20 protein-coding genes are annotated in these 24,905 nt (G+C 42.1%); 10 read left to right on the top strand and 10 right to left on the bottom strand.

The genetic code is table 11. From position 1 onward, the window contains the following. Positions 1–20 precede the first annotated feature (20 nt). Complete coding sequence (locus tag RT138_RS08220; protein ID WP_313190279.1) at positions 21–824, top strand: alpha/beta hydrolase; 804 nt, start codon at positions 21–23, stop codon at positions 822–824. A gap of 61 nt (positions 825–885) precedes the next feature. Next, positions 886–2,076, top strand: a complete 1,191-nt coding sequence (gene dinB / locus RT138_RS08215) for a DNA polymerase IV (protein WP_313190278.1) — start codon at positions 886–888, stop codon at positions 2,074–2,076. Here the strand turns inward: dinB and RT138_RS08210 are convergent. From RT138_RS08210 to RT138_RS08200, 3 genes are read right to left on the bottom strand one after another with little or no spacing between them, the layout of a single operon-like run. Next, entirely contained in the window at positions 2,073–3,281 is a 1,209-nt protein-coding gene (locus RT138_RS08210; protein WP_313190277.1) for a glycosyltransferase family 4 protein, read from the bottom strand. The two genes, dinB and RT138_RS08210, sit on opposite strands and share 4 nt — an antisense overlap. Next, on the bottom strand, positions 3,262–4,296 hold the full coding sequence (locus tag RT138_RS08205; protein WP_313190276.1) for a lysylphosphatidylglycerol synthase transmembrane domain-containing protein: 1,035 nt from the start codon (positions 4,294–4,296) through the stop codon (positions 3,262–3,264). Before RT138_RS08205 ends, RT138_RS08210 begins: the two co-directional genes overlap by 20 nt. Beyond that, complete coding sequence (locus RT138_RS08200; RefSeq protein WP_313190275.1) at positions 4,281–5,456, bottom strand: glycosyltransferase family 1 protein; 1,176 nt, start codon at positions 5,454–5,456, stop codon at positions 4,281–4,283. The genes RT138_RS08205 and RT138_RS08200 overlap by 16 nt, the downstream gene beginning before the upstream one ends. Before the next feature lie 207 nt (positions 5,457–5,663). Here RT138_RS08200 and RT138_RS08195 point away from each other — a divergent pair, with 207 nt between their 5' ends. The 3 genes from RT138_RS08195 to RT138_RS08185 all read left to right on the top strand — a co-directional run bounded on the left by RT138_RS08195 (position 5,664) and on the right by RT138_RS08185 (position 10,777). Beyond that, positions 5,664–6,701 (top strand): endonuclease/exonuclease/phosphatase family protein, encoded by a 1,038-nt coding sequence (locus RT138_RS08195; RefSeq protein WP_313190274.1) that lies wholly within the window; start codon positions 5,664–5,666, stop codon positions 6,699–6,701. 70 nt (positions 6,702–6,771) lie between these two features. Further along, entirely contained in the window at positions 6,772–7,701 is a 930-nt protein-coding gene (locus RT138_RS08190; protein WP_313190273.1) for an endonuclease/exonuclease/phosphatase family protein, read from the top strand. 139 nt (positions 7,702–7,840) lie between these two features. Further along, positions 7,841–10,777 (top strand): DNA polymerase III subunit alpha, encoded by a 2,937-nt coding sequence (locus RT138_RS08185; protein WP_313190272.1) that lies wholly within the window; start codon positions 7,841–7,843, stop codon positions 10,775–10,777. A 54-nt stretch (positions 10,778–10,831) separates the two neighbouring features. On the opposite strand, the gene RT138_RS08180 is transcribed toward RT138_RS08185, so the two are convergent. Genes RT138_RS08180 through RT138_RS08170 form a run of 3 tightly spaced genes read right to left on the bottom strand, consistent with a single transcriptional unit; the run spans position 10,832 to position 14,064 of the window. Beyond that, entirely contained in the window at positions 10,832–12,109 is a 1,278-nt protein-coding gene (locus tag RT138_RS08180) for an AI-2E family transporter (protein WP_313190271.1), read from the bottom strand. 7 nt (positions 12,110–12,116) lie between these two features. Continuing rightward, positions 12,117–13,310 carry an MFS transporter gene (locus RT138_RS08175; protein WP_313190270.1) on the bottom strand — a complete coding sequence of 398 codons (1,194 nt, stop codon included), beginning with the start codon at positions 13,308–13,310 and terminating at the stop codon, positions 12,117–12,119. Continuing rightward, a complete protein-coding gene (locus tag RT138_RS08170; protein WP_313190269.1) occupies positions 13,303–14,064 on the bottom strand; it encodes an RNA methyltransferase in 762 nt (253 codons plus the stop codon). The genes RT138_RS08175 and RT138_RS08170 overlap by 8 nt, the downstream gene beginning before the upstream one ends. Before the next feature lie 52 nt (positions 14,065–14,116). Here RT138_RS08170 and RT138_RS08165 point away from each other — a divergent pair, with 52 nt between their 5' ends. After that, positions 14,117–16,423 (top strand): BamA/TamA family outer membrane protein, encoded by a 2,307-nt coding sequence (locus RT138_RS08165; protein WP_313190268.1) that lies wholly within the window; start codon positions 14,117–14,119, stop codon positions 16,421–16,423. On the opposite strand, the gene RT138_RS08160 is transcribed toward RT138_RS08165, so the two are convergent. After that, positions 16,420–16,962: a hypothetical protein gene (locus RT138_RS08160; protein ID WP_185210538.1), complete on the bottom strand. Its 543-nt coding sequence runs from the start codon at positions 16,960–16,962 to the stop codon at positions 16,420–16,422. The genes RT138_RS08165 and RT138_RS08160 overlap by 4 nt on opposite strands. 117 nt (positions 16,963–17,079) lie before the next feature. Between RT138_RS08160 and serS the strand changes: the two genes are divergently transcribed. Further along, positions 17,080–18,351 carry a serine--tRNA ligase gene (serS, locus tag RT138_RS08155; RefSeq protein ID WP_185218234.1) on the top strand — a complete coding sequence of 424 codons (1,272 nt, stop codon included), beginning with the start codon at positions 17,080–17,082 and terminating at the stop codon, positions 18,349–18,351. A 143-nt stretch (positions 18,352–18,494) separates the two neighbouring features. Here serS and RT138_RS08150 read toward each other — a convergent pair whose 3' ends face one another. The 3 genes from RT138_RS08150 to RT138_RS08140 all read right to left on the bottom strand — a co-directional run bounded on the left by RT138_RS08150 (position 18,495) and on the right by RT138_RS08140 (position 22,116). Then, positions 18,495–19,214 carry a class I SAM-dependent methyltransferase gene (locus RT138_RS08150; protein WP_313190267.1) on the bottom strand — a complete coding sequence of 240 codons (720 nt, stop codon included), beginning with the start codon at positions 19,212–19,214 and terminating at the stop codon, positions 18,495–18,497. Continuing rightward, positions 19,207–20,385 carry a nicotinate phosphoribosyltransferase gene (gene pncB, locus RT138_RS08145; RefSeq protein WP_313190266.1) on the bottom strand — a complete coding sequence of 393 codons (1,179 nt, stop codon included), beginning with the start codon at positions 20,383–20,385 and terminating at the stop codon, positions 19,207–19,209. The genes RT138_RS08150 and pncB overlap by 8 nt, the downstream gene beginning before the upstream one ends. Before the next feature lie 228 nt (positions 20,386–20,613). Beyond that, positions 20,614–22,116: a DUF6600 domain-containing protein gene (locus tag RT138_RS08140; protein WP_313190265.1), complete on the bottom strand. Its 1,503-nt coding sequence runs from the start codon at positions 22,114–22,116 to the stop codon at positions 20,614–20,616. 218 nt (positions 22,117–22,334) lie between these two features. Between RT138_RS08140 and RT138_RS08135 the strand changes: the two genes are divergently transcribed. The 3 genes from RT138_RS08135 to RT138_RS08125 are packed head-to-tail and all read left to right on the top strand — an operon-like array spanning position 22,335 to position 24,877. Continuing rightward, on the top strand, positions 22,335–23,093 hold the full coding sequence (locus tag RT138_RS08135; RefSeq protein ID WP_093098864.1) for an MlaE family ABC transporter permease: 759 nt from the start codon (positions 22,335–22,337) through the stop codon (positions 23,091–23,093). A 6-nt stretch (positions 23,094–23,099) separates the two neighbouring features. Continuing rightward, a complete protein-coding gene (locus tag RT138_RS08130; RefSeq protein WP_313190264.1) occupies positions 23,100–23,876 on the top strand; it encodes an ABC transporter ATP-binding protein in 777 nt (258 codons plus the stop codon). A gap of 8 nt (positions 23,877–23,884) precedes the next feature. Next, the gene (locus RT138_RS08125; protein WP_313190263.1) at positions 23,885–24,877 is read left to right on the top strand and encodes an MlaD family protein; all 993 of its coding nucleotides are present in this window, start codon (positions 23,885–23,887) and stop codon (positions 24,875–24,877) included. The last annotated feature ends 28 nt before the right edge of the window (positions 24,878–24,905 follow it).

The raw sequence follows: 24,905 nt of genomic DNA, 5'->3' as shown, positions 1-24,905 counted from the left end.
ATCTATCAAAACCCTATCAGATGAAAAGACTTTTGACCCTCTTGTTATTTTGTTCCTTCCTGAATTTTCTTTTTGCCCAAAGTGCAAATTATGGCTTAAAGGAGAATATTTCTTATGTGCCTTCCAATGCGGATCCGTATAGCAAGGAACGCTGTCAAGTGGATGTGTACTACCCGAAGGATAAGAAAGATTTTGCTACCATCGTGTGGTTCCACGGTGGTGGATTGACGGAAGGAAGAAAAGAGATCCCGGCTTACCTGAAAGAAAAAGGTGTTGCTGTAGTTGGGGTCGGTTATCGACTGTCGCCCAATGTCAAGGTTGAAGATATCATCAAGGATGCTGCAAAAGCGGTTCACTGGACTTTCGATCATATTGCCGAATTTGGTGGCAGCAACAAAAAGATTGTTCTTTCCGGCCATTCTGCTGGAGGGTATTTGAACCTGATGCTTGCATTAAATTCCCGCTATTTAGCTGATGAAGGTATCAATGCGGACGATCTATTTGCTGTAGTTCCCTTCAGTGCTCAATGCATCAGTCATTTTACGGCCCGTGCCGAAAAAGGGATCCATATTAATCAGCCTGTTGTTGATGAATTTGCACCTCTCTTTTGGGTCCGGAAAAACGATGTGCCGATGACCTTGATCACAGGGGACCGGGAGCTTGAGATGGTCGGTCGATATGAAGAGAATGCCTACTTGGCCAGGATGTTTAAGATAGTAGGCCACACTCAAGTTAAATTATTAGAATTGGATGGGTATGATCATGGAATGGCCTATCCCGCTTTCCCGCTTTTATTGAAAGAAATCGAACGGTTGAATAAATAAATAAAAGTTTATTTTACTAATATTTTTAGTAATTTTGAGTTGTTTCATATTCGGAATTACTATGAATTTGGTTGATAATAAGCGTTTTGTGGCTCATTTGGACTTGGATACGTTTTTTGTAAGCGTAGAACGTCTGAAGAACAGTAAGTTCATTGGTAAACCTTTGATTGTGGGAGGGATGAGTGACCGTGCGGTAGTTTCGGCCTGCAGTTATGAGACCCGGAAATTTGGAGTCCATAGTGCGATGCCGATGAAACTGGCTTTGCGTTTATGTCCGCATGCTATTGTGGTACGGGGCGATATGGACAGTTATAGCTATTATTCGAGGGTGGTGACCGATGTGGTTCGGGAGACTGTTCCGGTAATGGAAAAGGCGAGTGTGGATGAGTTTTATGTGGATCTGACCGGAGTTGACCGTTTTTTCGGTTGTAGCCAGTTTATGATAGAGCTGAAAGGGAAGATCCAAAAGGAGAGTGGTCTGCCAATTAGTTATGCTTTAGCATCCAATAAGCTGATCAGCAAAGTGGCGACCGATGATGCGAAACCCGATGGACGCAAGGAGATATTGCATGGCCTAGAAAAAGATTACCTGGCTCCTCTGAAAATCCAACGGATGCCGGGGATAGGGGATAAGACCAGCATGCTCCTGCTGCAGATGGGCGTCAAAACGATCAAGATATTGAGTGAGATCCCCCTTCCAATGATGCATAACCTTTTAGGGAAAAACGGGATTGACCTTTCCAGAAAAGCCAATGGCATTGATCCTTCACCCATTATTCCCTATTCTGAACAAAAGAGCATCGGGACGGAAGAAACCTTTGTGCAAGATACCATCAACATGCAGTTCCTGAACAGTGAATTGATCCGGATGACAGAACGGTTGACTTTTCAATTGCGCAAGCAGGAACGATTGACCGGTTGTGTTACGGTGAAATTGAGGTATGCCAATTTTGATACCGTCAGTAAACAGATGGTGATTTCCTATACCGCCTCTGATACCGTATTGCTGAAGAAGGTCAAAGAACTTTTTGCTAAGCTCTACGACCGCCGGATGCTGGTTCGGTTGATCGGGGTTCGGTTCAGCCATCTGGTACAGGGATCACAACAGATCAATCTATTTGAAGACACTGAAGAGGCTGTGCGCTTATACCAAGCCATGGATGCCATGCGAGCTCGATATGGCGATGAGGCAATCAAACGGGCGATATCCTTAAAAGAAATTAATACAAAGGATCGGAGCCCCCATTTTTAACATTCCTTGGATTGCAGCAGCTTTAAGGAAGATTTCTTATAGGTCAACTGTCGAAAGGTCTGCAGATAAGATGAAGCCATGATTTCCCAACCGTAGTGCTCTAAAGTAAAGGTTTGATACGATTTTGCCAAGGCCTGATATCCTTCTGTATTATCTAGGACTGCATTTAATTGGTCGATCCAGCGGTCTGAATCATTGGAAGGCAGAAGGATCCCATTTTTCTGATGTTGAATAGCGTCGGTTATTCCTTCCAGAGAAGAAGCAAGGACCAGGGTGCCAGCCAATGAAGCTTCTAAGCAGACCAATCCAAAACCTTCCATATCACCAGATACCTGAATGTTGGGCATCAAAAAAGCCGATGCATGCCCTAAAAGCGATTGAAGATGCAGAAAAGGAACCTTGCCAAGATGTTTTACCCGAGAGTTGACGATGGGGTCTTGCAAAAGCTTTCGGATCTCGCTTTCATCTGAAGGGTATCCCAAAAAAAGAGTAACCAAGTGATATGTTTTTTTAGGAAGTATACGAAGGATTTTTTCCGTAAAACTAGCTTTTTGATTGAAAGGGCCAATCATCAGCAGCTGAAAGTCGGAAGGCATTTGAGGGACAACTTCCCTCAATAACCAAGCGAAGCCTTTTCGTTTAACGGGACGGCCCAGGGTAACCATGTATTTCTTGTTGAGATCAATCTGTGGGTAATAATGTTTGATCTGCTCCAATGGAACCGGTCTAGATTTGGCAATATCATGGTCAACGCCATTTTTGATGACGGTTATTTTATCTTCGGAAATGCCACGACGGATGGCAGCTTTTGCAGTGGCTGAGCTAACGGTAATGATGTGGTCATATTCATTGAAACGTGGCAGGATTCTCTTCTGAAAGTATCTCAAAGGGAACACCACATCCAGCCCATGCAAGGTAACCACTCTTTTCAAATGTTTATAGCCGGAATGAAAGAGCGCAAGCGATGCAATGAGTCCGTCATTAAAATGGATCAGTTGAATATTGGGATGGAGTTCCAATGTCCTTAGGATATTGCTATTGAGGTTCCAGAAAAACTTCAACAGGCTCTCTTCCCCTTTTCGGTAAACCAGCATATGGACCTGAACCTGTGGATGCTTGCTAAGGGCGTTGATCAGTTCAAAACTTTGTTTTTCCATTCCTCCTGTTGCAGGTGGATATTTATGACTAACAAATAATATTTCCATTTTTCAGCGTAGATGATTGTGTACTGTCCTTTTTGACAAATAGGTATAAAATAAACCCGACAGCTATCCAGAAAAGCTGTCTTGCGCGGCGAAGGATGGAGGCCGATATCCAGATACTAGAGGCACTGATGCCTATGATCTGCAGCATCATCTTGTTTCCAAGCTCTTCCACTCCCAATTGTCCGGGAACAAAGGCTCCCGCACTTTTAAATACAATGACGCCCATATCCAGCAGCAAACCATGCATAGGCTCTACATCAAAGCCTAAAAAAAGAAGGATGAGATAGAATTCCAAGCTGCCGATAATCCAATGGATACCAGCCAAGAGGTAAGAGTACCAAAATAACCTTGGGTTAAACCGATAGGACTTTCGGATATTGAATATCAATTGTAAGACCTTTGATCTGAGTTTTTTCCAAAAACCATCGATATCTTCACTGTTCTCAGGTTTTGAAGAGGATCTGCTAAAGATGAGCCAATAGAAAAAAACTAAGTTCAACAGGATCAAGAATGAAATAAAGACATAGAAAGCAACTCCTATGCTCTTCAATGCAGCTTGCCCAGCTTCCATGCCACTCAGCCATAGGCAGGCAATCAGGAACAAGAGGATCTGTGAAAGTACCACTGTGATCCTGGACGTCGCAACAGAACTTAAAGCTACTTCGGTGGAGATTCCATAAGGTTTGAGCATTTCAGCTTTCAGTAAATCGCCTCCGACTATGCTCGTTGGATTATACTGACCGACGGTTTCGCCAATTTGACGAACCGCAAACATCTTCATCAAACTGATTTTCTTGCGGTCCTCAGCCAGGCAGACATACCAAGACCAGGTGCCAAAAAAATAAGCCAAGAAAGTAACCCCAAGGATATAGATGAATCTATATCCAATTGTTAGCAATTCCTTTTTTATAGCTGAGAAATCGGTGTTGAGGATATAGACAGCTATAAAACCAAGTATGATGAGGATAAGCCCAGTTTTGACCGTTTTTTTGCTGATCCTTAGTTTCCTGCCCATGCAATACCGTTTATGGGTTCGGAAGCTAACTCATGGATGTCATCAAAATAAGTTTGTGCCAGCTCTCCCCAATCCAATTTTCTTACATAATTCAGTCCAGCCTGTTGGAATTCATTTTTTATTTGGGGGTCGCTCAGGATCTTATGGATGAAATACATGTATTCCAAGGCATTGTTGGGCACACATTTGTAACCATTTCTCCCATGTTCAATTAAGCTGGAACTCCCTCCACCATTGGCAATGACACAGGGAAGACCGGATGCCATGGCTTCTATGACCACGTTTCCATAAGTTTCCGAAGTAGAGGTGAATAGGAACACATCAGAAGAAGCATATAGTTTTGATAGTTCAGTATGGTCTAATTTTCCCAAGAAATGAGCTGTAGGCATCAGCATTTCTGCTTCTTCCCTTGCAGCTCCATCGCCTGCGATAATTAAGTTATATTCAAATTTTGATTTTTTGAGATGCTGATAAACGTCGATTAAGGTTTGCACGTTTTTCTCCCAGACCAAGCGGCTCGCAAACAAAATATTGGGCTTGTCGTTTTTTGTGATATTCCGGATATAGGCACGGTCAGCTTTCTCAGGGTTAAACAATCTCAGGTCGATACCCCTTTGCCATAAAGTCAAACGATCGGATTGTATCCCAATTTCCTTAAGTTCATCCATGATATTATTGGCGGGCACATAAATCTTATGGCAACTGTTGTAGAAGCGGAGCATAGCTTTGCGCATCCAATATTCTGCAGGCCTGATCAAAGAAGATAGATTGCGGAGATAATAAGCGATATAAGAGATAAAGTGGGTGTGATAGATACTCAGGATCGGGATGTTCCTTTTCCTTGCATATTTCATGGCAAAGAACCCTAAAAGGGAGGGAGTTGCGATATGTATCACGTCCGGAGCAAAATTATCCAAGGCTTCTTCCAGTTTCCATTTTGATAATTGGGGAACTGCCAATGAATAATCATCATTGATCGGAATACGGAAGGTCGGGACTTGATAAGATTGATGCATCTTGAAGTTTTCAGGACCTTTTCCATAAATGAAAAGGTAAGAAAAAGCCGTGTGATCGATTCGGTTTATGATCTGAAACATGGTCCTTGAGGCCCCGTCAAAATCTTCTATGAGAATCTCAGAAAAAAAAGCAACTTTCTTCATTTAGAATTCAAATTGTCTATCGGGTAAAAGTATAGGCTCAGTGTTTCTTTATTGCTAATTCGGTGTTATGCTATTGTGAATGAAATGTTTAGGAATGATGAAGTCTTAATAAATCCTAAATATCAAATCAACAAACCTTTAATCTTGCCTTAAGATTAGATTTAACCGTGTACGGTAGTTTTGCTATAGGAATTACGATTGATAGATATGCTGATCAACCTTCCTTATCCTCAGAAAAGTAAAGCGTGGCATTTCAGGTTTATAGTACTGATGTCGATTATTTTCTCCCTTGTTTTTATGTTCAGTTACAAGCGAAGCAATGGCTCCAAAGCAATGCCTTTGCTGAACTATCCTGAACTGGAACATAGATCTTCGGGAGAATTATCGCTATTGACCTATAATATTGCAGGACTTCCGCAACTGATTTCCAGTGCCGAAACTCCAAGGGCGGCCAGTATCCGGACCATTGGTGAGCGGATCAACCGCTTTGACATTGTCAATGTTCAAGAAGATTTCAATTACAATTTTGAATTGTATGCTTCCAACCTGCATCTATTTCGAACCGTAAGCATGGGAGCCGTTCCTTTCGGGGATGGTTTGAGTACCCTTTCCAAATACCCTATTAAAGACTCCGAACGAATTTCCTGGAATGACTGTAGCGGCAGTGATTGCTTGACACCTAAGGGCTTCAGTTATGCCCGATTAGAGATTGCCAAGGATGTGTTCCTGGATGTCTATAACATACATGCCACAGCCCAGGACAATAGGTCTGCGGTCGTTGCAAGAAAGAAAAACCTAGAGCAGTTCGCGAACTACATAAAAGAAAAATCTGCAGGACAACCTTTGTTGATCATGGGAGATTTCAATGCACATTATGCCTTTGCTGAAGATAATGTGCGGACCTTCCAAAAAGAGATGGACTTAGTCGATACCTGGGTTTTTCTTCGAAACCAAGGCCGGCTGCCCGAGCATGAAGATAACTTTATTGCACAGCATGCTTTGTCCGTAACAGACGACTGCGAGAGCATCGACAAGATTTATTTTCGCAATAGCAAACAGTTGATATTCAAACCAAAAAATTACCAAGTGCAACATGAGCTTTTCAGTACGGATACGGGCGAACCTCTTTCTGATCATTGTGCTATCTCATTAAAATTGGAATGGGAATTGAACGATTCCTTAATGACTTCTGATAAGAAATCTAAGGTCATTGATCAATTAGAAGGTTTTCATGGTGGTGAGTAACAAAAACTTAATGTAGAATTCCCATTTAGATAATTTGAAGAAGATACTTTTATTTCATATAAGTTAATAGATGACCATACTTTTTATACTCGCAGCGGTAATTATAGTTTTACTATTTGTTTTCAAGAGCTTAAAGGGAAAGCTGATTTCCGTAGCTATCCCCCAAGAAGAATCCTCTTCAGAACGTTTTTTACAAGGGAAAATATCATTGCTGACCTATAATATCGCAGGGTTACCCCAAGGGATCTCGGCTGCAAAGCTCCCTCGGAAATTCAGTATTGCTGAAATCGGTGAAAAAGTTGAGCCTTATGATATTGTCAATGTCCAAGAAGATTTTAACTATAATACTTCTTTTTATTCCAAGAACTTACATCCTTATCGTACGCAGACCAAAGGGAAGATTCCAATTGGCGATGGTCTGAATACCTTGTCCAAGTATCCTATCATTGAATACAGAAGGATTCCATGGCGCCATTGCAGTGGTCCTGACTGTTGGACAGTGAAAGGGTTTAGTTTTGCACAGATCCAACTGGCCAATCAAGTCACTGTCGATGTTTATAATGTGCATGCAAACTCAAGCGATGTTGCTCGCGCTGCTCGGGCAAGAAGGGAAAACTTTAGACAGTTGGCGACTTATATCAACGATAATTCTGCAGGTAGACCTTTAATCGTCATGGGTGATTTTAATGCCCATTATGCTTATAAAAGAGACAATTTGCATGAATTCCTTTTGACCACGGGGCTTTCTGATGGTTGGGTACAATTTCTACGTAAAGGTGTTTTTCCAGAGGTTATTCCCAAGTTTATTGCGCAGCATATGTTGAGCCTCAACAACGATACGGAGAGTTTAGATAAGATTTTCTTTAGAAATAGCGAACACCTGAAATTTCAGCCAATGGACTATCAGGTCGAGATCCAGCATTTCACGAGCGCTGATGGGGAAGCCCTGTCTGACCACTTAGCGGTTTCCATGAAGCTAAACTGGACCTGGGAAGATTAATCTCCATAATAGCTGATTGACCATTTAGTATATAATTAGTAATAATAGATTTAGCTGGGCTACAATAGCTCAGCTTTTTTGTAAGTATTTTTGCTAATATTTTTAGTAAAATGAATTAAAAAAACCTTAATCTTGTAAAATGTTTTTGAATTGCAAGACCTGGTTTAGTTTTCATTATGGAACCTTTCCTACAAAGGATTTGGTAGAAAGTGCGCAGTCTTTAGGGATTAAGGCCATGGCTTTGACAAATATCAACAGTACGGCAGATTGTTGGGATTTTGTGCTCAAATGTCAGGAAGCAAACGTCAAACCTATTGTAGGGGTCGAAATTCGCAATGAAAACGAATTATGTTATATCCTTTTGGCGAAAAACAATGCCGGTTTATACGTCATCCAGAGTTTCCTTTCCTTTTATAAACAGAGGAAGTTGGATTTCCCCAAAAAGCCACCTTTTGAATCCGATGATCTTTGGGTCATCTATACTTTTGAGAATCATCCTGAGATCGAAGAGCTAAGGTCAAATGAACTCATTGGATTAAGGAAAGAGGATCTCAATAAATTGAGCTGGCAAGAAGCACTTCAAGCTGATTGCTTGGTCGTGCTGCAACCTGTGACCTATCAAGATAAGACTTACTATGACCTGCATCGGATCTTAAGGGCAATTGCTAAGAATACGCTACTGTCGAAATTGGTCAAAGAGGATTATGCCAGGCCAAATGAGACCTTGATGGATGAAGAAAGCTTGGTCTCTGCCTATGCAAAGTTCCCATCTGTTATCAGCAAGACCATGGAAGTGATCAAGAGCTGTTCGATTGAAATGACTTTCCATGTCGATAAAAACAAGAAACACTTCACCGCGAGCATGGATGATGACCATGAACTGTTAAGAAAGTTGGCTATTGAAGGCTGCAAGATCCGATATGGCAGCAAGAACAGAAAGGCCATGGAGCGGGTGGAAAAGGAACTTGCCATTATCAAGCAATCTGAATTCAATTCCTATTTTTTGATTGTCTGGGATATGTTGCGGTATGCCAATGAGCAAGGGTTCTATCATGTGGGGCGGGGGAGTGGTGCCAACTCGGTCGTTGCCTATTGCCTGCGCATTACCGATGTAGATCCCATCAAGCTAGATCTATATTTTGAACGGTTTTTAAATCCCAACCGGACTTCTCCGCCAGACTTTGATATTGACTTTAGCTGGAAAGATCGTGATGCCATTTTTGAGTACCTGTTTATGCGCTATGGTCGTCAGCATGTCTCTTTACTGGGAATGTACAATACTTTTCAGCGTAGGGCCATTGTGAGGGAACTGGGAAAGGTATTTGGCCTGCCTAAAGAGGAGATCGATGAACTGGTGCATAAGCGAGAATGGAGTGCTGAGGATAAAATCCAACGGTGGATCCAGAAATATGGAGCCCTGTTGGTTGATTTTCCTAGCAACATCAGCGTCCATGCCGGCGGAGTGCTGATCAGTGAAAAACCATTGAATGAATATGGCGTATTGGAATTGCCACCAAAGGGATTTCGGACCCTTCATATGGATATGTTCGAGGCCGACAGGATAGGGCTCTTTAAATTTGATATCCTGAGTCAGCGTGGATTGGGGCATATCAAAGACGCCCTAGGGTTGGTACAGAAAAATAAAGGTAAGCATGTCGACATTCATCAGGTAGAACGCTTCTTTGAAGATCCCAAGCTTGCAGAAATGATCCGCAAGGCAGATACCATTGGCTGTTTTTATATCGAGAGCCCAGCTATGCGGCAGCTTTTGGGCAAACTGAAATGTTCAGACTACCTTACCCTTGTGGCGGCCAGTTCGATCATTCGGCCAGGAGTCGCTCAATCGGGCATGATGAAACAGTATATCGAACGCTATCATGATCGCGATAAAATCGAATACCTGCACCCTAAAATGAAGGAACTCCTCGAAGAGACCTTCGGTGTGATGGTCTATCAGGAAGATGTGATCAAGGTTGCCCATCATTTCGGCGGGATATCCTTGGAGGAGGCCGATATCCTGAGACGGGCCATGAGCGGAAAGTACCGTTCTGAAAATAAGTTTGAACTGATGCGTGCGAAATTCTTTTCAAACTGTAGGGAACAAGGCTATGATGAATCCGTCACCACTGAGGTATGGCGGCAGATGGAGAGCTTTGGTGGTTATTCCTTTGCCAAAGGGCACTCAGCCTCCTTTGCTGTGGAAAGTTATCAGAGCCTTTACCTCAAAACGTATTATCCCTGTGAATTTTATGTCGCCGTTATCAATAATTTCGGCGGCTTTTATCGCACGGAATTCTATTTCCATGAATTACGGAGGAATGGCGGTATCATCCAACTTCCATGCTTAAACAACAGCGACCATCTTACCAATATTACCGAGCAACAGGTCTATGTCGGTTTTATCCACTTGCAAGGTCTGGAACAGGAGTTTGCCAATCAGATCGTGGAGGAAAGACAGCGAAACGGGCCTTACAAGAGCTTGAATGATGTCCTGCAGCGATTGCATCCGGCTCCCGAACAGCTCAATATCCTGATCCGGATCGGAGCATTGCGGTTCACGGGCTTGGATAAGAAAACCTTGCTATGGGAAGCAAACTTCAGGAATAAACGGACAGAGAAAGATGATCCCGTAACACTTTTCCAAACGGAGGAAATCAAGTTTTCCTTGCCTGAATTTGAAAAGAACAGGATGGATGACCTGCGTGATGAACTCGATCTCTTGGGCTTTGTCGTGGGTGACTTCTTTGAGCTGTTGAATAAGGAGCATCTGAAAGGGTCCGTCTTGGTCAATCAGTTGCCTAATCTCCTTGGCCAACAGATCAAGATCATAGGCCGATTGGTGACCTTGAAAGAAACCCGAACCATTAAAAAAGAACGGATGTGTTTCGGGACATTCCTTGATGTGGAGGGAGACTGGTTGGATACCGTGCATTTTCCACCCGTACTCCGTCAATACCCTTTCCAGGGAAGCGGCTTTTATGAACTCCACGGAAGGGTTATGGAAGAATTTGGAGTGTACAGTGTCGAGATCTCTGCCATGCGGAAGCTCGGCTTCAACATTCAGCAGGAGGTATAAAAATACAAAAGACATAAAGTTCGCCTTATGTCTTTTGTCTTAAGTCCGAAAAACTTACTCTTCGTCTTTCTTCTTGAATTTATCTTGCGGAAGCTCTTCATAAGGGAGCTCTTCAGATTCATTGATCTCTTTATAGGTCATTTCAGAATGCGGAGTTTCCTCTGGACCATCTACCGTGACATTGACATCAACTTCAATTTTTTTCTTGGTCTTAGGCATCCGGACAATTCCCCATTTCATCAGCAGTTCTTGAGTCGAATTCCGCTTGAGATGGAGTTTCTCTGGCTCACCAATCAAGAAACCGAATGCTTCCATATTTGGGTTTGCATCAAAAATAACCTTCAACGTTGCGATAAAAGGCAGCGCAATGATCAAACCGGCCAATCCAAATAACATCCCGCCCAATAGGATTCCGATGATTGCCATCAATGGATTGATGCTGACCTTGGAACCCACAATATTTGGTGTAATGATGTTACCCTCCAGAAATTGCACCACTTGAAACCATGCCACCACGCCCAACGCGTATAGAGCACTATCTTTTGTGGCCAATGCAAATAATGCAGGCAAGATCGATCCAATGGCAATACCTATATAAGGAAGCAACATCAGCAGGGAGGCCAATGAGCCGAAAAACCAAGCATAGTCAATTCCCATCGCCATGAGCCCCACCGTATTCAGTACAGCAACAATTCCCATGACGGTAATCAGCCCAACCAAATAACTCTGAACCACATCGTATATTTTGTTCAACACCTCATTGACTTTACTCTGAGGAGTTGTTTTAAAAGCTTTAAAGAAAAATTCGCGAAAGAAATCACGGTAATACAATAGGAAAAAGCTCAATAATGGAACCAAGATGGCACTGGCCAGGATATTCCCAATCGAGCCAAATGTACTGGATACCATACCTCCGGCATTCTCCATGGCTTTTTCACCCTGCTCGCGCAATTTTTCCATCACTTCAGTCCTTTCAATGCCGAATTGACTTTCCAGCCACTTCTGCCCACCCTCTAATACAGACATCACTTTGTCCGTGATCGCTGATGCATCCTTACCGATCAAGATACTCTCATAAACAATAAACCACGATAAACCCGAGATAATTGCTATGGCAACAATGACAGCCAAGATTGCTGAAAAGGCCTTTCCAAGGCGGATTCTTTCAAATAATCTTGCCAATGGATAAAGGGAAATTGAAATCAGGATTGAAAAAATGAGCGGTAATAGAACACCCTGGGTAAAGTACATGACGGCAATGATAAGAACCAAGGCCATCAAGCTCGATGCAAGCTCAAAGGAATACGGTCTTTTGGTTTGTTTATTTTCCATACGAATGCTATAACAGGTTATTAGTTTTTTTGTTTTTTGAATTCCAGTAAATCACATAAAAATATGCCAGCAAAATGATCAGGGCATTCCCATAGAAAATATACGGAATCCTAAGGATTTCATCGTGATAGATATATCCAGCAAATAATGCGCCACCTCCAATACCAGCTTCCAGAGCGATATACATGGTCGCCATGGCTTTTCCACGATATTGTGGCAGCGAAAGATCAATGGTCCAGGCATTGACTGCTGGCGAAAAAATACCCGTACCTATCCCGTACAGGCAGGCACCGATCACCAATTGAGCAATGCTATTTCCAAAACCGAGATACAAAAGAGAGATAGCGACCACAACCAGCCCTACTTTCATCACACTGATCCTACCGTAGCGATCGGCCACTTTCCCCGAAACAAATCGAATCCCTATGGATGCCAAGGTATAGGCCGTGAAAAACAGCCCCTTATTTACTATGCCTAAATGTTCGCTCCAATCCGGAATCAAAGTCAAAATCACACCATAAGCCGAGTAGGAGAGTAGCGTAACGATTGCTGCAGGAATAACACGCACTTCAATAATATCACGGCGGGAAATCTTGAGCATCTTAGGCGAGAATCTATTTTTATCTTTCAGGGTTTCCTTCATGTTCATCACGATAATGATGGAAAGGAATGCAAAAGCTGAAGAGCTATAGAACATGGTATTCAGATCATACTTTAGGGCAATATAACTTCCGATCGCCGGTCCAACGGCACCACCGATGCTGAAACATAGTCCATGCATCCCCAATGCCTCACCCCAACGCGTCGATGGGATAATATCTGCGATATATGCCGAGGTGGCCGTGGGCTTAAATCCAGTGGAGAAACCATGGACTAAGCGAAGGAGAAAGAATCCAGCAACACTGCTCAGGATAGGGTATAAAAAACCACAGATGACACAGATGGTAGACCCTATGGCCATCACAGGTACTCGGCCCCATTTGTCCGTCAATCTGCCACTAAATGGCCTTGAAATCCCAGCTGTAAGCGTGAAAAGAGCAATGATCAGGCCCTTGTGGGCTGCACCTCCCAAAGAGGACAGGAAGTTGGGTAACTCTGGAATGATCATGTTGAAACTCGCAGAGAATAGGAGCGAGCTCAAACAGAGCAGTCCAAATTGTATTGTATATAAAGGTTGATCTTCGTTTTCTATATTATCCATTTTTCTTTTCCATATTTTGTCGCGTCAATTCTGAACAAAATATTGTTGTCGCCACTGCAACATTTAATGACTCAGCCTTGCCAACCCGTGGAATGGTCACTGCCTGATCAATTTTGGGGATCAAGCTTTCCCTAATTCCATTTCCCTCATTGCCCATCATGATAAACCCTTCATTCCCAAAATTGGTCCCATAAATAGAATCTCCGTCCAATAAAGCTCCAAAAACCGGCATGCTATTTTTCTGAATGAACTCTTCCAGATCCAGATAGTGTAATTTAATACGGGAAAGTGAACCCATGGTTGCCTGTACGACCTTCGGATTGTACGCATCTACAGTGCCTATTGAACAGATAATGTTTTCAATCCCGAACCATTCCGCCGTACGGATGATGGTTCCCAAATTGCCCGGATCTTGAACATCATCCAAGATCAAACTATGCCTGCCCTGTAAATCCTTTACCTGTAATTGATTAAAATGAGGGATTTCCACTAAAGCCAAAGCCCCTTGCGGATTCTTTAAGCCACTTATTTTCCCAAACTCTGCCTCACTAAGCTCTTCAAGTTTTATATTTTGCGGTATTTTGCCCAATTTTGCAGCGGCATCTACTGTCGCAAATATTTTACTTATCTTGTAGCTGGAATGTATAAACTCCAAAACGGATTTTATGCCCTCTACCACAAATAAGTTATGCTGAGTTCGAAATTTTTTATGCTGCAATGAAGTAATTAGACTGATTTGAGCTTTTGACAACATGGGATGAATGACTAATAAAAGAAGTTTATTATTTTTTGCAAGTATAACGTTTTTGTCGCTAATTATTGCGTCCTGTCGATCTGCGAAATACCTCGACGACAATCAATACCTCGTCACTGATGTCGATCTAAATGGCGTAACTCCCGAATTGAAAGAACCCGCAGGCATGTATGTGGCCAATGAAATCCGTCCGAATTCTCCGCTCTATCTAACCATCTATAACATGTTCAATACCCGAGATGGTCAATATAAAACGGAAAAAATAAAAAATGTCGGTGAGGCTCCGAGAATCCTAGACTCAGCGGTAGTCGAGCTATCGGCGACCCAAATTCAACGCTTTCTCCAAACCAAAGGTTATTTTAATGCCAAGGTTGAACCTCATATAGAATTCAATAAAAAGAAAGCAAAAATCAACTTCAATGCGAACCTGGGAAATCCCTATACCATTCGGGAAATCGATAGGACAGTAGAGGATCCCGCAGTAGATTCCATCTATCAAGAAAAGGTCGTCCCAATTAGTCCCCTAAAATCAGGAAAACGTTATGACGCTTCTGATCTTTATCTGGAAAGAGAGCGCTTATATACCAATATGAGAGAATCGGGATACTATGATTACCTAAGGCAATATATGCGCGCTGGAATTGATACCATTGACTTGGATAATCAAGCTGATTTATTGATCCAGGTGTCCAATAGAGAGGATTCAACTAAACATAAGATTTATTATATTGACAGTGTGTACTTTACGGTAGAAGCTGCCGATCCGGAATTAAAGAAGAATTCTGAGGGTAAATTTGACAGCCTGACCAAGATTTTCTATACCGATCAAACCGGCAATTTTAAACTTAGACCATTATCCAGATATGCATTCCTGAGAACAGGACAAAAGTTCAATAGTGCGAATGAGGAATTGGCCTACGACCGTTTATATGAAATGAATGGTTTCCGATCGGTAAAGATCAATTACCAGCAAAAAGATTCCAATAAATTGGATGTCCATTATAATGTGGTGCCACGTTCTGCCATGAGCAACCAGATTGAAGGCGAATTTACTTTCAGCTCTGGAATGAGCGGTTTTAACGTGGGTAATACCTTCTCCCATCGAAATGTCTTCGGGGGATCGGAAACCATTGAGGTCAAAATGCGCTATGGAGTCCTTTTTGATTCCAGGTTGCCGGGTAGCTTGGCCGATAAGATCTTTAACAATGACTTTCAGGTAGGGGTTAACCTGTCCTTTCCTAGGTTATTGACCCCTTTCCGGGTTCGTAGCGTGGGTCGATACGGTTTGCCTAGAACCACCTTTTCATCTAGTTTGCAATTGTTCTTTCAGGATCAAACCTATGCCAACAGGTATTGGATCAATAGCTTAAACTACATCTGGTATGAGGCAACCAATAAGATGCATAGTCTGACTCCGGTGGTTATCGAGTATAGACACGGACAGCTGAACGAAGAATTTAAACAGAGTCTGATCGATCAGGGCTATGGCCTGTATGTTCGAAGCAATGACCGAAAATACTTTGGCCTAGGTGCACAGTATGCCTATACCTACAACGGACCTAAATTAACAACCAAAGAAAACTTCAGTTATTTCAGGGGAGCGGTCGATGTCAGTGGAAATCTGTTAGGAGTGTTGGGGAATGTCATGAAATTTAAGCAGAATCAAGACGGAGAGAAGTTGATCTTTGGGGTGCCATTTCTGCAATATGTGAAAGGTGAAATAGACTATCGTTGGTACCGACATCTGGGCGGCAATAAGCAGTTTGTATTTCGGGTCAACTCCGGTGTTGCGGTTCCTTATGGTAACAACTCTTCCCTGAACATGATTTTTGAAAAGAGTTTCTTTGCAGGGGGTATGAATGGTATCCGAGCTTGGCAAGCCCGTACGCTTGGTCCAGGAGGCTATAACCGTTCTTCCATCAATCCTGAATTCCGTGTAAACCTGAGAAACCTCGATCAGCTTGGTGAAATAAAGTTGGAAACCAATGCTGAATTTCGTTTTCGCATGCTGAACAATTTCTTTGGGGCCAAGTTAAATGGTGCCACATTTTTAGATGCTGGAAACGTTTGGAGGATACGTGAAGATATTATCAATCCGAATGGGGAGTTCCGTGGGGATAAATTCCTTTCGCAAATTGCACTGGGCACTGGTTTCGGTCTTCGTGTCGACCTAGATTATTTTATTATCCGTTTAGATGCAGGTCTTAAACTGAAAGACCCACAGTTTTCAGGTTCGGATCAATGGGTTATCAAGGACTTCTTCAATGCCAAGAAATTCAAACAGGATTATTATCAGACCAACTGGCCAGACCGATATAGCTTTATCCAATATAATTTCGGGGTAGGGATGCCTTTCTAGAGCAGGCCTTTCAATCCCATGATACTGCTTTCGATCAACTGTCGAACATCCAATCCTTTGCTATAGTTCAGGTAGAAATAAATAGCAGCTAGAATTAGCAGGGTAATCAAGAAGCGTTTGAACTTATAGGCAATATACAGGATCAATAAGGGGATAATGATCAGTAGAAACCCACTGATTTTATATGGAGTAATACCTTTGTCGGTCACTCGTAGGAAAAAAAGCTTCCCTAAATCGGACCCTGCGAATTTATGCTTAAAAAATACAAAGGTTGAAGATTCAATGGGATTGCTTGTAACAGCCACACCATCGGTAAATTTCAGTTCCTGCGAAAAACCATTGATAGTGAAATTATAATTGCCGTTGACCGTATTGTCTGTTTTTTCAGCAGTATCGATGGCAATTATCGCTAATTTTCCATTCTGCGAAAGGTTTTCCTTTACCGTAAAGTCCTTAATAATTGTGTTTTGCGCCAGCAATTCTAGAGGCATAAGGTACAAGATACCAAGGCATAAGAAAAGAAACCATCTGTTTTTCATGATGCAATGATACAAAATTGCATGGATTCTAAAAATGGATAGGCTACAAATTCAAGTTTATTAATTGCGGAGGTCTTCTTATCTTTGCTCACGTTACAAATAAAAAAGCATAATTATATGTTGCAATTAAATTACATCCGCGAAAATCGGGACCATGTAGTTGAAAGGCTTGGAGTTAAGAATTTCAACGAAGTAGAATTGGTCGATCAGATCATTGCTTTAGACGAACAACGTCGCAAAACTCAAAATCAATCTGACTCTGTTGCAGCTGAGGCAAACTCGTCCGCTAAGCAAATTGGAGACTTGATGCGTCAAGGTAAGAAAGAGGAAGCTGAAGCAATAAAATCGCGTTCTGCATCATATAAAGAGCAAATCAAAGAGCTTTCAGAAGCATTGGATAAAATCGAAAAAGAACTGCACGATAAGTTGATCCAATTGCCGAATCTTCCTTATAAACTGGTTCCTGCTGGATTGACTCCAGAGGATAATGAAGTGGTTTTAGAAAATGGAACGGTCCCTCAGTTACCTGAAGGAGCATTGCCTCACTGGGAATTAGCAGCTAAATACGATATCATTGATTTCGAATTAGGTACTAAGATCACTGGTGCTGGTTTTCCAGTGTATAAAGGAAAGGGCGCCCGTTTGCAACGAGGATTGATTAACTTCTTCTTGGATGAAGCTGCTAAAATGGGCTACCGTGAGGTTCAGGTCCCTATCGTAGTGAATGAAGATTCTGCCTATGCAACTGGTCAATTACCTGATAAAGAAGGTCAGATGTACCATGTCACAAACGACGACTTTTATCTGATTCCAACTGCAGAGGTGCCAATCACAAATATTTACCGTGATACCATTGTTAAAAGTGAGAATTTCCCTATCAAACATTGTGGCTATACCCCATGTTTCCGTAGAGAAGCGGGATCTTATGGTGCGCATGTCCGTGGTTTGAACAGATTGCACCAATTTGATAAAGTTGAATTGGTTCAGATCGTTAATCCTGAGAAATCCTACGAAACGTTAGAGGAGATGAGTAGCTATGTACAATCTTTATTGCAGAAGTTAGGATTGCCATACCGCGTTTTACGTTTATGCGGAGGTGATATGAGCTTTACATCTGCCATGACCTACGATATGGAAACCTATTCAGCGGCACAAGAACGTTGGTTAGAAGTATCCTCAGTATCAAACTTTGAAACTTACCAAGCAAACCGTCTTAAAGTACGTTTCAAAGGCGAGGATGGCAAGACCCAATTGGCGCACACCTTAAATGGTTCCGCATTGGCTTTACCTAGAATCGTAGCTACACTCTTAGAAAACAATCAAACCGAAAAAGGAATCAAGATCCCAGAAGTTCTGGTCCCTTATGTAGGATTTGACTATATCGACTAAAAAAATATCCCCGAGAGATCGGGGATATTTTTTTTAGTCAGTATTGCGATATGAGATGTGAAATTTGAGATATTAAATTTGAAACCTGTATAATCTCATATTTCAATACTCACATCTCTCTTAGAGCCTTTCTATCTCATATCTCACATCTCAATACTCACATCTCCTCTAGGCTCCATCCTCACCAAATACTGATCATTATCATCTTCAAATAGGACCTGCACTACCCAATTCTCTTCATGGGCTATTTTGATCAAGGTTTGTTGGTCGATGTAAAGCCATTTGAAAGGCTGTCCAAGGTTACCCTTGTATTCGTATTGAAAGTTGATCTCACCGAAGTAGTGTTCCGGTCTGGCAATCCTATACTCCTCATAGAGGTAGGAAATATCGGAACTGTCGAAAATAAGCTGTCCTTTATCGGTAAGCAGCTTTTTTGAATGTTTTAGAAGATTCCTGAATCCATCTAGGGTTTCGGCGATCCCTATTCCGTTCATCAAGAACAATAGGGTATCATATTTTTTATCCGAGAACTGAAAGAAATCCGCATGGATGACATGGTTTACACCGCGCTTTTCCATGATCTTGCAGGCTGTCTCCGAGATTTCCATGGCATCGACCTCAAATCCCTTCTCTTGCAGGTACAATGCATGTACCCCGGCACCTGCGCCAACATCCAGGACCTTGCCGTCGCAAAGGGATAGCGCAATAAATTCCAGCTCCGGAATATCTTCCTCTTCCCTGAAAAACACTTCAATGGGCATTTCTTCAATATCGCCATAGCTGCTGTGCAATAGGAGAGGTTCATTCAGCTTGCCTACAGCATGATAATCATATAGCGCTTCACCATAAACATCTCTATTCATGGTTTGCGATATTTAAGAAACGTTTCGCCATTTTTATTTCCTCGGGGTCACCGGTATGTTTGTTAGGTTCATCCGACAGCTTGATTACAGGAGTCCATTCGCCTTCATCTGGAAAGGCTTCCGTCATCTTGATTACGATATTCATCCTCGACAGACCGACATCATTGGTGAAGTCTGTTCCGATACCAAATGAATGACCAATTTTATCCTGACAGAAATTGACAATCTTTACGACCTTCTCATAATCCAGTCCATCAGAAAAGATGATGGTCTTGTTGAGCGGATTGATTCCTTTGCTGTTGTAGTGGTCAATAGTCTTTTGCGCAAACTCAATGGCATCGCCGCTATCATGTCTGACCCCATCAAATAGCTTGCTTAGCTTTTTGTCAAACTGTTTGAAGAAAACCTCCGTAGTATAGGTGTCTGAAAGGGCAATCCCTAAATCGCCACGGTAAACATCCGACCAGTTCTCCAAGCCTAACAGGTTGGCCATCTTGTAGCCATATTTTGCGGCATGGAACATAAACCATTCATGGGCATGTGTACCGATTGGTTTGGTGTGGTATTTCATGGCGAAATGCACATTGCTCGTTCCGATAAATGTCTTGGAAGGGTGCTCCTTCAAGGCTTTGATCACCAAGTCATGCACGGCATAGGAGTGGCGTCTACGGGTTCCAAAGTCTGCAATTGTAATGTTGAGCTTATCGTATTTGTACATCTTTTCATGAACAATGTTCATGACTTCAGCATCATCCACCCTTTTTTGTCCAGTTACTTCATAATAGGTTTCACAGATCAATGCCATCAAGGGCACCTCCCATAAAATGGTCCTATACCAATAGCCTTCAACCTTTACCGATAGATCGGGACCATTGTGTGTAATCTTGACTTCATCTGGGTCAAAATGATAGCCTTGTAGGAAATCAAAATAGGTCGGGTCGATATAAGGACAGGTCTTTGCAAAAAAGTTTTTTTCTGCAACCGTAAGCTTCAAGTTTGCCAATTGATTTACAGCTTCCCTCAGTTTTTCGGCAAAGCCCGCCGGAAACTCATGCTTCCCACGGTTGATAAATTGATAACGTGCTTTCGCCTTTGGAAAGAGTTTCACCACGGCATATTGCATGGTGAATTTGTAAAAATCATTGTCTAAAATGGAGGTAAGTTTTGCCATTCCTTAAAAAAATTATGCTTGTGCTTGAATTGAAGTTAACAAAAAGCAGGAACAAAAATGCCTTTTTATCCACAACAAAACAAAAAATCATCTCCTTTTGGATTAAATACTAACCACAGATTTCTAGTCATTCAGGTCTTAGCTTGGCTAAGTCGTCGAGTAAAAAAACAAAGCGGGCTGATCAAAATCAGCCCGCTTTAACAAATTGTTTCAACTAAATATAAAAATTTATCCTCTATTTCCTCGACCTGAACCACGTTCAGAACGTTGGTTTGATTGTGGTCTTGAAGATGATCTAGATTCATGATTTGAACTACGTTGTACCGAAGGACGACTTTGTGGTCTTTCGGAGTTGCGTGTTTGAAATACTCTATTTTGCGACCTAGATTCCTGTTGCATTCTAGGTTGGCGTTGTTCTCTCTGTGGAGCAGACTGCCTTTGCTGGCTACGGTTCATCGACTCGTTTCTAGCCGGTCTAGAACTGCGGTTCATGGATTCGTTTCTAGTTGGCCTAGAGCTGCGGTTCATCGACTCGTTTCTAGCCGGTCTAGAGCTACGGTTCATGGACTCATTTCTAGTTGGTCTAGAGCTGCGGTTCATCGATTCATTTCTGGTCGATCTAGAGCTGCGGTCCATAGACTCATTTCTAGTTGGTCTAGAACTGCGGTTCATCGATTCATTTCTAGTTGGACGATCCATTGAAACGCGTCCGCGAGAAGAAGGCTGACGGTCTCTGTTGTTATTGTTTGTGTTTCCTCGCTCTACTCTTCCAGAACGTGAATTCGTGGTAGCTTCTCTATTGCTACGGTTTGAATTGCCGTTTCCAATATGCATTTCGCGTTGTCCGTTCGCATTTCTAGTGATTCTGTAGTCAGAATTACTTCTTCCGCTTTGGCTACGTCCTGACCTGTTCTCTACGCGATTTGCAGGAGATCTGTCAGAAGAACGTGAGTTACGATTGTTTTCAAGGCGTCCACTTCTGCTGCTGACAGCGCGATCCGAACGATTGTTTCTATCTGGACGGTACATCGATACCGAACTGCGACTTACACGTGATGCCCCACGTCTGTTATCAAAACTTACATTTCTAACATCAACGCGTCTACCGATATGTCTTTCAATGTCCCTGCGTGCAGGACCTCCATAGTAACGGTTGTTGTTCACGATATACGTATTGTTGATGATCGTGGTGTTATTATAGATATTGCGACGTCCGTAAGACCAATGTCTGTTGATATAACGGTCATAAATCCGGGTAGTCGGGATAAATACCCACAGGTCTAGCGGTAAACCGATGTTTACATTGACACTGATGCCGGGACGCATCGGTGCCCAGCCGTAATATCCACCACCACTACGCCAATCTACCCATGCTGGTCCCCATTCATAGCCTGGAACCCATGCCCAACCTCTATGCGGTCTGTGGATCCAACGACCGTAGTGGAATGGTGCCCATCCCCAATCGTAATTGGAGACCCAAGTATTTCCATATTCGGTCATGGTCCAATATCCATTGGTGCCATAAGGACGAAAGTCATCGTCTTCATCTGGGTACCAAACATCGCCATATTCGTCATCATGATCCCAATCCCCATAAGGGTCTAGTTCTTCATGAAAAACATCAAAATCGACATCTTGATATCCCTGTGCCGATACTGTATTTACGCTGAAAAGCCCTAAGAGCATCATCATAAAAGCAGTATATATTGTGGATGTTTTCAAATTTTTCATATGTAAACCATTTAATCTTATTACCATAATTTGTAGGTATGACCGCCACTTTTAAGAAAAGGTTTAATTGTATAATTATTTTGTCAAACTTTTTTGCTCTTACTGATGTTTCTGCTAATATTGGATAGACTTTCCGAATGGATATTAAGAAATTTTGTACATTTGCCACAAAATATTTCCGAATTAGCAATTGGAAAAACACGTTAATCACATAGTTAATGGCTAAAAAAATTGAGTCCTTATTACTAGAGTTTGCGAAGATTCACCGCTTTCTGATGCGTTTTTTTCGCGAAGTGGTAAGTCCACCTTACGAGTTTAAAGAGATCATTAGACAATGTTATGAAATTGGGTGGAAATCATTTCCATTAATAAGTTTAACGGGTTTTATTGTAGGATTTGTTTTTACAAAACAATCTCGACCTTCCCTGGAGGAATTTGGTGCCGCCTCATGGTTGCCAGCCTTGATTTCCATCGCTATCGTAAGGGCCTTGGCGCCGTTGGTTACAGCGCTTATTGCATCCGGTAAGGTAGGTTCACAGATAGGTGCTGAGTTAAGCTCCATGAATGTTACCGAGCAGATCGATGCCATGGAGGTATCAGGTACCAATCCGTTCAAGTTTCTGATTGTGAGTCGAATATTGGCCACAACTTTTATGATTCCTGTCCTCTGTTTTTATGTTGCCGGAATTGGATTAGCAGGTGGTTATTTGAGTATTATTTCCAAAGATCAGTTGAGTATTCTAAGCTTTATTACCCAGGTATTTGAAGCTATCGCTCCTAAAGATATTTTCGCCATGGTATTCCGCGCTATTGTTTTCGGTTTTACCATTGGTTTTGTTAGTACCTATGTAGGCTATTACTCTTCAAAAGGTACCGAGGGTGTGGGTAAAGCAGCAAACAGTGCCGTTGTAGCATCCATGTTTATAGTGTTCATCGAGGAACTCTTGATCGTTCAGGTTCTAGCTTTAATGGGATAACGGATTATGGAACAGAAAAAGCCAGTAAATATTAATTACGACGATGTAGTGATCAATGTGCAAGGGGTAAGTAAATCCTTTGGGGATTTACATGTCCTGAGAAACGTTGACCTGCATCTCTATAATGGCGAGAACTTGGTGGTGTTAGGGAGGTCAGGTACTGGTAAATCAGTTTTGATTAAACTGATTTCCGGTTTGTTAAAGCCTGATAAAGGTGATATTACCGTCTTGGGAGAGGTGGTAAACCAATTGAACGAGAAGGAATTGAGAGATCTGCGTTTGAAAATTGGGTTCTCTTTCCAAAACAGTGCGCTCTATGATAGTATGACCGTGCGTGAAAATCTTGAATTTCCATTGGTTAGAAATAAAAGAAACCTCACTAGAGCGGAAATTGACCGTGAAGTCGAAGACGTATTAGATGGAGTAGGACTTTTAAGGACCATCAATCAAATGCCATCAGAGCTTTCCGGAGGTCAGAGAAAACGTATCGGTATTGCACGAACCTTGATCCTAAGGCCCGATATCATGATGTATGATGAGCCAACGGCCGGATTGGATCCCTTGACCTGTTTGGATATCAATACCTTGATCAATGAGGTTCAGGAAAGATATAAAACATCTTCCATTATCATTACACACGATTTGGCTTGTGCAAAAATGGTAGGTGATAGGGTAGCCATGCTTTTGGATGGCAAATTTGAACGAGTAGGTAAATTCTCGGAAATCTTTGATACGGATGATGAGAGAGTGAAACCTTTTTATGATTATAATTTTATAGTATAGCAAGATATATGGCAACATCAGAGAGAAAACGATCAATAATTGTAGGATTGTTTACCTTCATCGGATTAATCATTTTGGTTGCAGGGATTTTGGTCATTGGAACACAACAGAACAAATTCTCTAAAAACCTGACCGTGACGACTTACTTTAAAGATGTTAAAGGTTTGAAAGTTGGAAATAACGTTTGGTTTTCAGGTGTTAAGGTAGGGATTATCAAAGAAATCAGCTTTGAAAGTGTGGAGAATGTTCGTGTGGTCATGAACGTTGAAGAGAAATCCAGCAAATTTATCCGTAAAGACGTCATCGCTACATTGAGTTCCGATGGTTTGATCGGGAATGCTATTATCAGTCTTGTGGGCGGTACAGAAACTTTTCCTCAGATTGAAAATGGTGATGAAATCAAGTCCGGTGTTTCTGGAGGTATGGATGCCATGTTGGCAACCCTACAGGTCAACAATGAAAACCTGGTGGAGATCACCAAAAACTTTGCTGCGCTATCCAAGAATATGCTCGAAGGAAAAGGTGCAGTTGGCGCCATGATGACCGATGAAACCATTGCTAACAACTTAAGGCAATCTGTTAATTCATTGAATGGCACCATGACGCAGGCCAATCAAGCGGTAAATAATTTGGTGGTACTCACCAAAAAACTGAACAGCAACCAAGGCTTGATCCATGAGCTATCTACGGATACAGCAGTGTTTGCAAGTCTGAGAGAATCAGCAGCACAGTTGCAAGGGGTGACCCAAACAGCAACTGCTTTGATGGCCAACTTAAATAAAACCTCAGAACGCTTAAATGACAAGGATAACGCCATTGGTGTGTTGACCAATGATCCTGAAGCAGCCAATGAAATCAAACAGATCCTTAGAAACCTTAATATGAGTACCGAGAAATTGGATGAAAACATGGAAGCGCTGCAAAGCAACTTCCTGTTAAGAGGTTTCTTTAAGAAAAAAGCTAAGGAAGAAGCAGAGGCAGCTCAGGATTCAATTAAATAATTAAAGAATTTGATCGTCAAAAAAGTAT

Origin of the sequence: Sphingobacterium sp. (assembly GCF_032065005.1) — a bacterium.
GTDB lineage: Bacteria > Bacteroidota > Bacteroidia > Sphingobacteriales > Sphingobacteriaceae > Sphingobacterium.
This window is presented reverse-complemented; position numbering and strand designations above follow the sequence as displayed.